Raw genomic sequence first — 14,780 nt, forward strand, 5'->3', positions numbered from 1 at the left:
TCACCGTTGGCTGGGGTTTACAAACAAGTTTACGATTTGGCTAGTCTGTAATTTCGACGTCGGTTTCCGGGACTGCACAGCACGCTAAAACCGCCCCCATTGCACGCTCCTCTGCACTTAATGCCGGTACGTCAGGATGATCAACTTGCCCTGATTTTAATTGAACCTTACAGGCACCACATAATCCTGCACGACAGCTGTTGCTGATTGGCTTCCCTGCATCTTCCAGTTGTTCCAGAAGTGTTTTCTGATTATTCCCCGTAATTTTTGAACCGTTGAACTCGATTTCGACACTTTTCTCTGGTTTTTCAGTTACAGGAGAGACACCAAATGCTTCTTGGTGGTAGCTCTCTTCAGGTAGCCCCTTCTTCAGCAACAAGTTCTTCGCTTTTTGCATAAAACCATCCGGACCACAAACAAACACCTGACGATGTTCAGCGTCTTTAATGGTCTTGATGTGTGAAAGACTTAAACGCCCTTTCAATCCAAACCAGTCTATCGCAGGTTGAGTCAGGCAGAACTTAACTTCCAGTCCCGGATTCTCTCGCTTTAGTTGCTCCAGTTCTGCTCTGCAAGGAATGTCTTTTTCGATGCGACATTGATGGTAAAACACAACATCATCTAATTGATTGTGATCGGCTAAGTAACGCACCATCGATAGCATTGGTGTGACACCACTACCTGCGGATAACAATAAAAGACGCTGAGTTTGATGAGGCTTAAGATGGAACTCTCCGTCTGGTTTTTCCGCTTCTAATACGTCTCCGACTTGAAGATTATCCAGCAGCGTATTAGACACTCGACCACCAGACATTCGTTTTACGGATATCGCGTAACGCCCAAGTCTAGAAGGACTTGAAGAGAGCGTATAACGTCTGCCAATCTTTTTGCCATCCACTTCAATATCAATCGGCAGGTGTTGTCCCGGTAAATACTCAGGTAGCTGACCTTTACTTGGCTCCAGCCAAAATGTCACAAAGTCTTGCGCAATTTCTTCGCGTTCGACGCAAGTTAGCGCTAAACACTCTGGAGAATTGTCCGGGTAGAACTCTGGCTCTTTGTATTCAAGTACTTCGACTTTGTCACCTTGACGAATAATCCCTTCATTAAGCGCAACAAGATTTTGTCCGAAGAAAACGCCACCTCGCTCATTGGATCGGAACTTTTGCAGTGTTTTTAACGGTTCTTTACTCTCACGGAAGGTACCTCTTTGCGTATTTACCGTGGTAAGAATGCAACGCTCACAGGGCTTTAGCGACTCAAACTCCACTTCACCAATGCGAATACGTTTCCATGAGTCTTCTTCAAATGGTTTCGTGCCCGCGACTACCAAGTTGGTACGAAACTGATCCATCGAGTGCTGCTCAGAACTTCTCTTGTTCAGTTCATCAAGCGAAGCCTGACTAATCACCAACACCGGATAACCATCAGCAAAACTGACATTGTGACCGAACTTATCTCGCACGCGGTTTGACTGCTCACCACAAAACAGCAGTTCGACTCGTAGCCCTAATACACTGGTAAACCAGTCATCGGCTTCATCGGTCGTAGTATAGGCAGAAAATGTGTCATTCCATACGGTTGCAGGTGTTTCCTGCATTTTGAAATCTTGGTAACGAATCTTAAGCGGTTCCATACCTAAGGCGCTGAATACGACGCCATCCGAAAGCAAGGCTGATTTAACAGTGACCATCTGCGGATATTTACGCGCCGTAACCATAGAACCATCCGCTTTAGCAATCATAAAACGACGGTCAAAGCTCAGGCCCTGTTTTTCTACCCAGGCAGACGAGAGTGATACTCCGCCAATAGATTTAACCGGAAACACGTTTATTTGTGATAAGTTGGGTTGCGACATGACCTTCTTCCTACGGAGCATTTTATTTATAACATCATTGTAAGGAGAAGTCTTAACTAATGTAAGGGCCCTCTAGCTAAATCTTCTACTAGCGATAAAGTCACCCTATTTTCCGGCTCCTGAAGAGAAAAATGAAAAATGGGATGAAATGTGGAGTCAATTCCTCTATCATCCTGTCGCCTAAGCGCAAGCGTTTGCGAACTTTGTAAATTCTGCATTTAGGCTCCAATCAGACAACTTTTTAATGGTGGGAGCAATTAATGACAACACTGAGAATCACTCGTCCTGACGACTGGCACGTTCACTTACGCGATGGCGAAGTTCTAAAAGATACCGTCCGCGATATCAGCCGCTACAATGGCCGAGCGCTGATCATGCCAAATACCGTCCCACCTGTTACCAATACTGAAATGGCTCTCGCCTACCGTGATAGAATCCTTAAAGAACAACACGGCGAACAATTTGAGCCACTAATGGCGCTATACCTTACTGACAACACCACACCAGATGAAATCCGTGCCGCGAAAGCAACAGGTAAAATTGTAGCTGCGAAGCTTTACCCAGCAGGTGCAACAACTAACTCTGACTCCGGCGTGACCAATGCTAAGAACATCTACCACGTGTTAGAAGCAATGGAAGAAGTCGGCATGTTGCTTTTGGTTCATGGTGAAGTAACGCATCACGATGTCGACATATTTGACCGTGAGAAAGAATTCCTGGATACCGTTCTTGCGCCAATTGTTAATGATTTCCCGAACCTGAAAATCGTTCTGGAACACATCACTACTGCTGACGCTGCCAACTTTGTTAAAAACGCCTCTGATAACGTTGCAGCAACCATTACTGCTCACCACCTTCTTTTCAACCGTAACCACATGCTGGTAGGTGGCATTAAGCCACACTTCTACTGTTTGCCAATTCTTAAGCGCAACACCCACCAGCTCGCGCTGATTGAAGCAGCAACTAGCGGTAGTAAAAAGTTCTTCCTGGGTACAGACTCCGCGCCACACGCTAAAGGGGCAAAAGAATCTGCTTGCGGTTGTGCGGGTTCATATACTGCCCACGCAGCACTTGAGCTGTATGCAGAAGTATTCGATAAAGAAGGTAAACTGGAAAATCTTGAAGCCTTTGCAAGTTTTAATGGCCCGGACTTCTACGGTATTGCACGCAATACCGACACGGTAACACTGGAAAAGGCATCTTGGGATGTGCCTGAAACAATGCCGTTTGGTAACGACATCGTTGTGCCAATCCGTGCAAACGAACAAATAGAGTGGAAAGTAAAGTAACCTTCTCACTTAAACAGTACCGATAGAAAAGGGTCATGCTCACCGAGCTATGACCCTTTTGTTTTTACTATGATGAAATTACTTTCCGCGAATTTTTTCAATCACAGTCCACACGCCGACTACGATTAAACCCGCAACAAAACCAATAAGACCGTTAAGAACCACTGGCAACACCGCCGATACGATAGAGTAACCACTAAAGTCCATGATAATAGGCTCTACGATATGGTGTATGGCCGGAATATTGTGAACAATGATCCCACCCCCAACCAAAAACATCGCCAAGGTGCCCACAATCGTTAATAGCCTCATTAGTTTTGGCGCAAAGGTAACCAGCGCACTCCCTACTTTCGCCATGAAACCTTTACCTTGAGAACGAGCCTCAAGATACAGCCCCAAATCATCCAATTTAACGATGCCCGCCACTAGGCCATAAACACCAAGAGTAATTACAAACGCAATCAGGCTGACAACAGCAATTTGAGTGACAATATTAGCGCCGGATACCGTGCCTAAAGCAATCACAATAATTTCGGCAGAGAGAATAAAATCAGTGCGAATTGCGCCGTTAATTTTCCGCTTTTCGAACTCTTCAACTGACTCTCCGGCATTCAGCACCTCTTCTTTATCTTCGTGTGCGTGAGCGTGTGGAAAGAGCTTTTCTAACACTTTCTCTGCACCTTCAAAGCAGAGGAAAAGTCCACCAATAAGAAGCATCGGCATGATCAACCAGGGAGCAAAAGCACTGATCAGAAGTGCAGCAGGCACCAAAATCAGTTTATTCTTAAACGACCCCTTAGTGACGGCCCACACAACAGGTATCTCACGTTCCGAGGCAATGCCTTGCACTTGCTGTGCATTCAGCGCCAAATCATCGCCCAACACACCTGCGGTCTTTTTCGCCGCCACTTTGGACATTACAGCGATGTCATCTAATACCGTAGCGATGTCATCCAGCAATGTGAGTAAACTTGCTCCAGCCATTATTTATCTCTTCATGCAAACGAGTTGCTTAACTCTTATTAAAATTAAACTGTAGACCATAAAACCACACCGCAACGTCATGATCTGGCATAGATTATGGTGTCGGACGGGATTTAGTATTGCTGTTGGTACAAGACAAAGCTAGTCTTGTCTTACATTTAAGGAAGTAATAGAAAAAGTATAGATGAAAAGCGGATACACTTACCCAATCGGAACCCCAGGCCAGCCTTGGGGCGAAGCAGAACGCAAAGCCTGGTTAGCGAAGCAAGAAATAAAGCGCAGCTATCAAGAAGAGGTTGTCAGTAAAATAGACGCACTGCGTAACCGTTTTGATGTTGAGCAACACGGCGCTCTCTCCTACGACGAAAATCGTTTTCCACTGTTTTGCATTAAAACACGCAAATGGGATTCAGCAAAACCTGTTGTTCTTATCACCGGCGGTGTGCATGGCTACGAAACCAGTGGTGTACATGGTGCATTAAAATTCGTTGATACCGAGGCAGAGCGCTACGCTGAGCACTTTAATATCGTCGTTGCTCCTTGTGTCAGCCCATGGGGTTATGAAGTCATTAACCGCTGGAATCCAAACGCGATTGACCCAAACCGCTCTTTCTATGCAGACAGCCCTGCTGAAGAGTCAGCAAACCTCATTAGCCTAGTTGCGACACTCGGTGATGTGTTAATGCACATTGACCTTCATGAAACGACAGATTCAGACGAAACAGAGTTCCGCCCTGCTCTGGCTGCCCGCGATGGTATTGAATACAGCGAAGGCCTGATCCCAGATGGTTTCTACACAGTAGGTGATTCTGAGAATCCCCAACCTGAGTTTCAAAAAGCAGTAATTGAGTCTGTAGCGAAAGTGACGCATATCGCTCCTGCGGATGATAACGGCGAAATCATTGGTTCACCCGTTGTGCAATTTGGCGTTATCAATTATCCGATGGTAAAACTGGGCCTATGTGGCGGGGTAACTAACTGCACGTACGGCACGACAACAGAAGTCTACCCAGACAGCCCGAAAGTGACTGATGAAGAGTGTAATGACGCTCAGGTAGCAGCAATTGTCGGCGGCCTCGATTACGTGCTATCACAGTTATAACCAAATAACCTCTAGCCACTCACATCGCGATGAAAATAGGCCGGATAAACCGGCCTATTTTCATATCGGCTCTCCCCGTTCATAACCGATATAGCTATTTACCAGAACCCACCACTTCTCACTTCTATTACTTTTACATCATAAAAATAATGTTAATTATCATTAGCATACTTACAATAATGTAACAATTATCACAGTCCCATTACTTAGTTTGTTTTTATATTCTTACATTCTGTTATTTTAATCTGCGTAAATATTGGTCAGGGAACGATGTTATGTCGATAAAAATGAGATTGTACTGTTTATCAGTTATCCCTCTGCTTCTGATGGCGAGTGGCATGCTCAGTATGGGATATTGGGGGGGCAATAAAATCACCCAAAGTGAAGGTGAAATTGCGAAAGAAGCGCTTATCGAGCAAAAAAAGGCAGAGCTTAAGAATAATGTTGATCTTGCTCGCTCTATTGTTGATGCAGCAATAAGGCAAAGCGGCTCTATTAAGGAAGCTCTACCAATATTAAAAAGCCTTGAGTTTGGGCAATCTGGTTACATTTTTATTTATGACGGGCAAGGTGTAAGGATTGCTAACGGTCAGCGTACTGATGGTGTCGGGGAAAACTTTTGGAACCTTCAAGACAAGAAAGGGAATTTCCTTATCCAAGACCTTATTCGTAATGGTAAAAAAGGCGAATACACGACTTATTACTTTCCAAAACCCGGAGAAACGGAAGCTTTACCTAAGCTCAGTTATTCTACGTTTATTCCTGAAGCAAATTTGATGTTGGGTACGGGTTTTTATATCGATGATATAGACCTAATCATCAGTAATATGGAAGAAGCGGGACATCAACTATCCCAAGAAGCGTTGATGGATTCTTCCATAGTTTCCTTAGCCTTGATTGTTTTCTCTTTAATTCTAGTTACGTTGTCAGCCCGAACGGTTTTAAATCCTTTGGGTATGTTGAATGGTTCAATGAAAACCTTTGCTGATGGTGAGGGGGATTTATCGCAGCGAATGCAAAGTTTTAACGCACCTGAATTAACGGCTGTCAGTAAGAGCTTTAATGCGTTTATTGTTTTCCTGCAAGATATTGTTGGACGAGTTAAGAATTCAAGTGACAGTGTAGATAAAGTGTCTAACGACATTGCAACCCTATCCCATCAATTAACCTCCATTGCTTCTGAACAACGTTCTGGAGCAGAGCAAGTCGCAACGGCTATCGTTGAGATGACCACAACTGCTACGGAAATATCAAAGAATGCTTCTCAAGCTTCAGAGGCAGCTCAGTTGGCAAATAACAGTGCTGTAGGTGCTACAGACACAGTGAATTCAGCTGTAAAGTCAGTGGAGTCATTAGTGGGTGAAGTTTTATATGCCAATGACGTCATTCAGAAGCTAGGAGGTAATGTAGAGCGTATCTCTTCTGCTCTAAATGTGATTCAGGAAATAGCAGAACAAACGAATCTATTAGCGTTGAATGCAGCCATCGAAGCGGCAAGGGCTGGAGAGCAAGGCCGTGGTTTTGCGGTTGTTGCAGATGAAGTCCGTAAGCTAGCAAGTCGCACCCAAAGCAGCACTGCCGAGATTAACACGATGATTGAAGAATTAAAGTCATCGTCTAGTGACGCACTTGCTGCTATGAGTTCTAGCCAACAGTTAAGTTCTAGTGCTGTTGATGAAACGCAGGCGATAATTCATGCCCTTTCCGAAATACAAACTAATGTTGCACAAATTCTAGATGCAAGTACGTTAATTGCAGCAGCAACTGAAGAGCAAAGTATCGTAGGGCAAGATATTTCTGAGCAAATATTGTCGGTATCAAACTCAACCGCAGAAGCTGAATCAGTGGTTAATGATGTGTACGCTAAAACGAAAGACTTAAGCGGTAGGTCTGATGAGCTGAAAGGTGTTGTTGGGTTGTTTAAGGTTTAGTTAATCCTGAGAAGTTACCATAATTGCTGAACAGATACCCTGCTTTACTTCTTCTAGGTTAACCAATCCTGGTTCATCGTTCCAACCTGACAAGTTTGCCAGCTTCGCTGGGAAAACAAAAATACCGACCTTGTAAGAAGTCGGTATTTTTTTAAGTGCAAGAAATACGTATTCCGAGTTGTATTAGATTGCTTCACCATTGACAGCCAGTTGTACGTCGATGTTGCCACGAACTGCGTTTGAGTAAGGGCATACCTGATGTGCCACCCGAACTAACTCAAGCGCTTGCTCTTGTGGCAACTCTAGTGAAACAGAAATACTTACCGTTAAAGCAAAACCACCTTGTTCATTTGGAACAATACCCACTTCCGCCGTAACAGGCGCTTGTTTAATGGCGACCTTAGCTTCGCGCGCGACATGGAATATTGCATTTGAAAAACAAGCAGAGTATCCAGCAGCAAACAGTTGCTCAGGGTTTGTTGCAGTACCTGAGCCTCCCATCTCTTTCGGGTAAGAAAGATCAAGATCTAACAGGCCGTCATTGGTTTTTACTTGACCATTGCGGCCAGCTGATGCGGTAGCTTGAGTTTTGTATAACGTAGTCATTGGTTACTCCACCATTTTAAGTTGTGTGCAATTTAATTGTTTACAATGTTAAATCGAAATAAAGGTAGAATACAAGTATATTGTGCACAATTTATTTTTTGAGGGTAATACGATGAGTAATTGTAAAGAGGACACACCACTATCGGCTGATGAGAGTCTATTGCTCGATAATCAGGTCTGTTTTCCACTTTACAGCGCTTCAAACGCGATCATCCGTACTTATCGTCCCTTGCTTGATAAGCTCGATCTTACTTACTCACAGTACTTAGTCATGATGGTGCTTTGGGAAAGTGATGGTATCAGCGTGAAAGACATCGGCGCGAGGCTGCACCTCGACTCTGGTACGCTGACCCCTTTATTAAAAAGGTTGGAATTGAAAGGCTATATCGTTCGTGCCCGAAGTGAAAGCGATGAGCGAGTAAGAGTATTAAAGCTGAGCAACGAAGGCGTGCTCTTGAAACAAAAAGCGCTCTCAGTACCTACTCAAATGAAATGCAAGATTCCCCTTGAGCTCAATGAACTGATCCTATTAAAACAGTTATGTGAAAAGGTAATTCACACACTCGATGACTAACGTGGTTCACCTAAACTGACGGTAAGAAACTTTTTAGTTCGAGCACCAACTCATAGACACTTTATCCAGACACCCCAAACGTGCATCTTGGGTTTTCTGTTGATGGACGGTTCCGGTGTTTACCCGAATATGGTGTCACGCTTCTCAACCTAACGCACTCGTTCCCAGTTAGAAGCGCCCCTCAAACAGAATGATCATACAAGAAAAGCGATGTTTGTCATTACTGATGTCTTTACTGATGTCTTTACTGATGGAACTCGTTTCTGGACAAAAATGTGTCAGTGATTTTTCTAATTTAGAAAATTATGAATTATCTCAGGTATGGCAAAAAGAGCTCAATAAGCACTGGAAAGTGATTTAGAAGTTGGTGTTAAAAAGTTGAATGAAGTTTTCCACTCATAATCGATTGATCCCCAATTCAAACCTTGAAGGTACGAGTCACCGTAGACAAGTACCAGAAATTCATCTGACTTCGAGTCGATTGAAAGAAGTTAGTGCGAATATAGCTGAGTTATCACTTGAGATGAGATAGTAGATGTATTAGAACCAGTTAGTAAATGTCTGACTGGTTCAATTCGTAAATCTAAAGTTGGATTCTATCAGGTCAGAAAATTAATAAGTTGTTCTTGGAATTTAGAAACCCCTTCTGGATTTGTTTTTTGAAGGAGAGCGTAAATATCTGGCTCTGACATCAAAGGGGATGAACTATGCTTAAATTTAGTTAGCTGACTATATAAATTTTTTGCTCTGTCGGTTTCTTTTTTATTTTTTATCTCCCTTAAGCCATCAATGACAATTTTTCCTTCCATATATTGATTATAAACTTCCATTTCAATATTGGTAAAGGGCAAAAAAACTATATTTTCCATCTCTTTTAGATAGCCTTTACCCTTTTGATCACCATCTAATACTGCTATTATGTTTTCTTCAGTTGAGAAAAATTTAGATTCAGAATTTCTTTTTATTAAGTCTACTACTTGAGTGGCTCCGCCTATGTATATAATCTCATACTTAAAATAAGTGTTAATCCCTGAATTCCTTATCAAATATTGCATATAATTCTTGAGGCACTCATCTTCGGTTAATATGTATTTATCGAATCCAGCAAATCCATACATTACACTTTTTATGTAATTATATGATTTGGGGTGAATGATTATTTCATGACCATCTGTTGAAATCTCCATATAGAATATTTCATCTTTTTTTAACGTTTTCATTAATGCCAATGAATGCGTAGTAAAAATGATATTTGTATTGTGTTCTCTACATAGTTTTCTCAAGGAATTAACGAGATTAACTTGTGCCATTGCATCTAATGAAATATCTATTTCATCGATAACAATGAGCTTTTTCCCTTGCTTGATCTGTTTATAGAGATTGACAACAAAGTATTCACCAGAACTAAAATAGTCTTCTCTAATGTAAAACCGCTCGTCGTCATCTCTTAGTATGACATAGTATGTAGACTTATTTAGGTTTATTTCTTTTAAAGATCGAAACCGATCTTCTCCATAAATATCATTAAGCAACCTAATGAGTTCATAGGGAGTGCTGTAGTTAGTATTTGCAATATGAGCCCTAATCTCTTCATCCTTATCAGATAAACTTTTAAAATGCTTAAATCTCTCTCCATGAGGTATAGGCAACTCAACATTGATTATTCCTTTTATATCCTCTGGTATAGATTGCCTAGTATCAATTGCTTTTATAAAGCGATTGTAATTAAAAACTATCTCTTCCATACCCTCTATAACATAAGATATTGAGCTACTTTGACTAAAAATATAAGGAGCAGCAGTCTCTTGAAATGTACTATTTATAGGTAAATTTCTGATTGCTCGGATTAAGGTTGTTTTTCCCACCCCGTTTTTACCAGCAATACAAGTAATTCCATTCTTAGATAAATCAAACGTCACTTCTTGCTTTTTTATATGTTGAACATTTTTAACTGTGATTTTGATTTTCAATTTTACTTAACCGCTTTTCTAATAAACATATCAATTATGGTGTTACCATATTTTTTTCTTAGCTTCGAAATATAATCTTTATCCATAGCATTAAAAGAAATCAACTTCCCAGATAATGATGATATAGCTAATTCTCGTATAGGCTTTCCTTCAGAATTCTCTATCTTATTATTTGATGATATATTCTTGAATAGGTCTTCAAACTTTTCATTATCGGTTAAATAGAAATAAATTAGAGATTCAACTTCCTTTTTATCCGAACTTGGTATCGTAACAATCCCATTTGGCAGAATTGAAAAACCAAGTAGTTTAAAGCTATGTCCTTTCTTATGAAACTTTGTTTTTGCACGATTTATTTTTATTTTTTCATTAACAAAATGATTTAGGTAATTAGATACTACATTTTCGATTTCGACTTCAAATCCATCATCAGAACCAGATATTATTATATCATCTGAGTATCTCGTATAAATCAAGAAGTTATCTTTACAGTATTTCAAAAGAGCGTTATCAAAATCAAACAAGCAAATATTACTGAGCAAAGGAGATGTCCCAAAACCTGTCGGTAATTGATCATCAACAACAACAAGATTAACGATATTATCGATATAATTTTCAATATCTAAAACAGGGGTATTATTTAGCTGACATCTTAGAGATTTATAGATATTTTCCAATCTGACATTATTGTAGAAATTTGAAATATCAGTTTGAAAGAAGTAGTTGCTAGCAGAGTGCTTCTCAATAGCATCTCGTGTGCTAACACCTTTTCGGTATGAATAAACAACGTCACGGTTATAATCTGCATACTCAAAAATAGTTTTATTGATAAAACGGTGGATTGCTTTCAGTTTTGATGAAGGTGCATACACTTCCCGCTTATTCAGTTGGATACGCTTGAATTCATCGCTAACATTAAGTGTCAGAAACTCATTAAACGACATTTTATCGTGAAACGTCGATATAAAAATGTCATTCAATGGTCGTTTTTGATTAGCTTCCAATTGATTTGCGCTCACGTAATGAAAATTATTTCAATAGTTTACCGAGATAAATCCGATTTCGCTAGCGATTAGTAATTATAGGGAGGTAATGTATAACACACTATGGTTGTGAAAAGACTTTCCCAAAACAGAAGTAGTGGAGCGTACGTTGATCGTAGGTACGCAGGTTAGATAGAGGTTAGAGGTTACATTCTTACGTCATTCACTAGCTAAACAATGACAGTAAATGACGTAAGGGCAACATTAATTATAGCCTGTAGGGACCTAGCATAATGACTGGAGATACTCCTAGTCACTAGGTATGTCTATAAGATACACATAAATCGGCGGCATTTCAACTAGATCCCCCATGTCCAAATCCTAAACCCTAGGAGGTCATATTAGACTGCTCTAGCTATCACCTATCAGACCTGACGTCCCCAACATAGCTTTCCCGTCTGGGCGTCCCCCGTTCTCTGAGCTGATTTTAGTGCTTCCTGATGATGCTGAAGGCATTTGCTCTGATAGTGATTGAGAGATCAATATGATATTAGAAAATGTAAGTCAAGAGATTGAGCTGAGAGACAACTATTTAGTGGGTTTAACTAACCTTGGGGCACTTTTGAGTTACCAAGTGCCAACTGTGAAGATTCTGTACGGAAACCTGTTTGAAGATGGCCTAGTGAATGTCAGAAAATGGCATAGAATTACCGACTTTAGCAGGCGGTGTTGATCAAATCAGGTGAAGGATAGATCTTGCCTACGCTCTATCACCATTAGTTTCGAACGGGCATACCTAGCCCTATGACTTTGTTCATGGCTTTGACATTAGCAAGCGCTTCACCTACTTGAGCATTGTAGTTTCTTAAGCTCAACTGACCACTGGTTAGCCCTTTGTATCGTGACATTGCCGTTTCAGATAAAGACCGATCGTGATAACCAGAGTTAATTTTCCATTGAGCTAACGTATCACTTTTTAAGGCTTTCACTGCTTCGTTTCTTGGGTGTCCATCAACCCAGAAGCCAGCATTTTTACGCGGTGGTATTAACGGAATAATGCCTTTCCGTTGCAACACTTTATGACATTCCTTCGTATCGTATGCACCATCGCCAGAGACTGAACCAATTTTTCTTCGTAATGGATTAAGCAGCGTCGGAAGCACTTCACTATCACCGACATTAACCAAGCTCACTTCAGCACTGATGACTTCATGTGTATCAACATCGACAGCAAGATGTAGTTTGCGCCATGTTCTGCGCTTTTCATTGCCATGCTTTTTAACTTTCCATTCTCCCTCTCCAAATACTTTAAGACCTTTAGAGTCAATGGCGATATGACGGATGCTGCCTTTAGATTTATTACGATACCGTACTTGCACCGTCTTTGCCCGTTTACTAATACAAGTGTAATCAGGTGAAATTAACGGCACGTTCATCAGCTTAAAAATGGAGTCGATGAAGCCTTGAAGCGCACGAAGCGGAAGAGAGAAAATACCTTTATCATAAGGGCAGTCTCGATTGCCGTATCTGAGTATTGAAAACCTCTGCCTCGCTTCCCGTGATGCTTCGTACATTTCCACGCTTTAACGGCTGAGTCATCAATCCAAAAAGTCACGCTGCCACGTTGACATAATGCACGGTTGTACTCGCTCCAGTTTGTGATTTTAGCTTTTGACTTACCCATTTCTTTGCTCGTTCAATCATAGATATGAGATCAGATCGCGACGAGCTCAAAAGGTTCAATTCGATTTAGGCAACAACGCCACTTTAGCAACTAAATTTCTACTACGCTCTGCACCTGATAGTGATAGAATCTCCGCATCAAAATTATCGAGCAACTCTATGTTTATCCATCATGTTAACGGCATCGACTGGCTGGTGATTACAGCTTTTGAAGAACTGAAACCTATATTCATCGAAGACGCTGGTGCGATCCCCTCTTGCTTCTCTATCGCCAGCGAATTGAACCTGATTGTTCAAGCCAAGCGTGTTTATGGATATTTACCTACACTCAGCGGCGTGATCACAGATACCGGCACGTTTCAAAGCCAAGATAACGAGGAAGATTTGAATCCACAGCTAGCATGCCTAGTCGAGGGGCGTGGTCGCGTGTTTATCTATCACGGCGGTTTTGTAGCTTTTGTGGATGATGATCAAACCTTTATTACCCGAATGGACTGAAACTTATTCAATACGTTGAAATCGACGAATTGGAATACCTAGCCGTTTATCCGCAGCGTTTCATTTATTAACAGGATGCGAATTGAATGAAGTCTGCTCCTACCTTCAATAAGAAAGGCAATGTTGCGATTAACATGCGAGGTGCATCACTAGCAAATGGGGCACAAAATTTTAAAGTGCTCACACCGGCTATGTGGTCACCAAGCGATTTGCTAGCTGACTGAACCATGGACACTGGACATTTTACAGCACCTAAAGCTAACCTTAATTCTGTTATTTAGTGTCGCTAAAACATAGCAGGAGAACAACCCTATCCGCCTGCTTATTCATAAACTTCGCACTACCTATTCGGTAGGGTCTTATCTGTTAATAGTAAAACTATGACAAGCGATTCTTGTACTGCTCCGGTGTCATACCGGAATATTTCTTAAACATTGAAATAAAAGGACTTGCCTGATTGTAACCTAACGTCAGTGCGACTTCTTTTACCGTTTGTCCCTTACGAAGCAGCTCCATAGAATAAAGATACCTCACCCGTAATCTCCATTCGGTAAAACTCATCCCTAACTCACTCTGACAGTGACGCGCTAATGTTCGCTCCGTGGTATGCACCTTTGTCGCCCACTCTGCCAGACTGATTTCATCAGTCGGCGATTTTCCACCGCCTTAAGAATCGGTTCCAGATATTTATTGTCTGTCGTCGGCAGGAAATGATGTTCCACTTCTTGTTTTGCCAGCTGGTCAAGAAGCACCTGAACTAAACGCTTGTCCTCGTCACTTTGTGCGACATTAATATCACGCTGACGAAAGTCTTCAATAATCGCAGCAATAATCGGGGTGACCTTAATTAAGCTGGTTTTGGTCGGGAAATGCGCCGTTAACTCTGGAGAGATATTCAAAGAACAGTATTCAATAGGCTTGCGGTTATAGCTGGTATGTCGAATACCGGCTGGCACCCAGATTGCCAAATGTGGCGGCGCCAGGAAGCGAGTATCTTCTGCATCCATTTCCAAAATACCGCCGCTAATCAGCTGCACCTGCCCCCAAGGATGACTGTGAATTCGGGTCTCCGTGTTTGAAAGGAAAGCTTCGAAATTCATAAATACATCGGATGGTGCGCGGTCAATAGATAATGACGGATGCAGGTTGCGCGAACTCTTTTTCAAACTGGTCTTCCTATCGCTCAATACGTCTTTTCAGAGATATTTTTCATTATAAAGACCAGCCAGACTTCCGTCATCCATTATTACGTTATACACTGTTTGGCCTTGAAGTCATTTGGGGATAGCGATGAGTTTTGTT

The 14,780-nt window shown here is 41.6% G+C and carries 11 protein-coding genes and 2 pseudogenes; 6 read left to right on the forward strand and 7 right to left on the reverse strand.

Features of this window, described 5'->3' with window-relative positions:
- Positions 1 to 40: 40 nt before the first annotated feature.
- On the reverse strand, positions 41 to 1,858 hold the full coding sequence (locus KHN79_RS20000; RefSeq protein ID WP_182008957.1) for a hybrid-cluster NAD(P)-dependent oxidoreductase: 1,818 nt from the start codon (positions 1,856 to 1,858) through the stop codon (positions 41 to 43).
- A 260-nt stretch (positions 1,859 to 2,118) separates the two neighbouring features.
- Between KHN79_RS20000 and pyrC the strand changes: the two genes are divergently transcribed.
- Positions 2,119 to 3,147, forward strand: coding sequence for a dihydroorotase (gene pyrC, locus KHN79_RS20005; protein WP_182008956.1), 1,029 nt, complete (start codon positions 2,119 to 2,121; stop codon positions 3,145 to 3,147).
- Between the two features lie 78 nt (positions 3,148 to 3,225).
- Here the strand turns inward: pyrC and KHN79_RS20010 are convergent, their stop codons facing one another.
- The gene (locus KHN79_RS20010) at positions 3,226 to 4,131 is read right to left on the reverse strand and encodes a DUF808 domain-containing protein (protein WP_182008955.1); all 906 of its coding nucleotides are present in this window, start codon (positions 4,129 to 4,131) and stop codon (positions 3,226 to 3,228) included.
- 184 nt (positions 4,132 to 4,315) lie between these two features.
- Here KHN79_RS20010 and KHN79_RS20015 point away from each other — a divergent pair, with 184 nt between their 5' ends.
- Both KHN79_RS20015 and KHN79_RS20020 read left to right on the forward strand, forming a co-directional pair.
- The gene (locus tag KHN79_RS20015; RefSeq protein WP_182008954.1) at positions 4,316 to 5,233 is read left to right on the forward strand and encodes a M14 family metallocarboxypeptidase; all 918 of its coding nucleotides are present in this window, start codon (positions 4,316 to 4,318) and stop codon (positions 5,231 to 5,233) included.
- A 338-nt stretch (positions 5,234 to 5,571) separates the two neighbouring features.
- Positions 5,572 to 7,164, forward strand: coding sequence for a methyl-accepting chemotaxis protein (locus tag KHN79_RS20020; RefSeq protein ID WP_244812710.1), 1,593 nt, complete (start codon positions 5,572 to 5,574; stop codon positions 7,162 to 7,164).
- A gap of 183 nt (positions 7,165 to 7,347) precedes the next feature.
- Here the strand turns inward: KHN79_RS20020 and KHN79_RS20025 are convergent, their stop codons facing one another.
- Positions 7,348 to 7,770, reverse strand: a complete 423-nt coding sequence (locus KHN79_RS20025; RefSeq protein ID WP_182008952.1) for an organic hydroperoxide resistance protein — start codon at positions 7,768 to 7,770, stop codon at positions 7,348 to 7,350.
- 112 nt (positions 7,771 to 7,882) lie between these two features.
- Here KHN79_RS20025 and KHN79_RS20030 point away from each other — a divergent pair, with 112 nt between their 5' ends.
- Positions 7,883 to 8,344 carry a MarR family transcriptional regulator gene (locus tag KHN79_RS20030; RefSeq protein ID WP_182008951.1) on the forward strand — a complete coding sequence of 154 codons (462 nt, stop codon included), beginning with the start codon at positions 7,883 to 7,885 and terminating at the stop codon, positions 8,342 to 8,344.
- A 599-nt stretch (positions 8,345 to 8,943) separates the two neighbouring features.
- On the opposite strand, the gene KHN79_RS20035 is transcribed toward KHN79_RS20030, so the two are convergent.
- The 3 genes and pseudogenes from KHN79_RS20035 to KHN79_RS20045 form a co-directional block, all read right to left on the reverse strand.
- Entirely contained in the window at positions 8,944 to 10,314 is a 1,371-nt protein-coding gene (locus tag KHN79_RS20035) for an AAA family ATPase (protein ID WP_182008950.1), read from the reverse strand.
- Positions 10,315 to 10,316: 2 nt separating this feature from the next.
- A complete protein-coding gene (locus KHN79_RS20040; protein WP_211907286.1) occupies positions 10,317 to 11,258 on the reverse strand; it encodes a reverse transcriptase family protein in 942 nt (313 codons plus the stop codon).
- 815 nt (positions 11,259 to 12,073) lie between these two features.
- Positions 12,074 to 12,981, reverse strand: a pseudogene (locus KHN79_RS20045) (IS5 family transposase).
- 158 nt (positions 12,982 to 13,139) lie between these two features.
- Between KHN79_RS20045 and KHN79_RS20050 the strand changes: the two are divergent.
- On the forward strand, positions 13,140 to 13,478 hold the full coding sequence (locus KHN79_RS20050; RefSeq protein ID WP_182008948.1) for a cytosolic protein: 339 nt from the start codon (positions 13,140 to 13,142) through the stop codon (positions 13,476 to 13,478).
- Between the two features lie 86 nt (positions 13,479 to 13,564).
- Positions 13,565 to 13,702: a hypothetical protein gene (locus KHN79_RS20055; RefSeq protein WP_182008947.1), complete on the forward strand. Its 138-nt coding sequence runs from the start codon at positions 13,565 to 13,567 to the stop codon at positions 13,700 to 13,702.
- Positions 13,703 to 13,856: 154 nt separating this feature from the next.
- On the opposite strand, the pseudogene KHN79_RS20060 reads toward KHN79_RS20055, so the two are convergent.
- Positions 13,857 to 14,644: pseudogene (locus KHN79_RS20060) on the reverse strand (helix-turn-helix transcriptional regulator).
- Positions 14,645 to 14,780: the final 136 nt, after the last annotated feature.

Source organism: Vibrio sp. B1FLJ16, from assembly GCF_905175385.1.
Classification (GTDB): Bacteria; Pseudomonadota; Gammaproteobacteria; order Enterobacterales; family Vibrionaceae; genus Vibrio.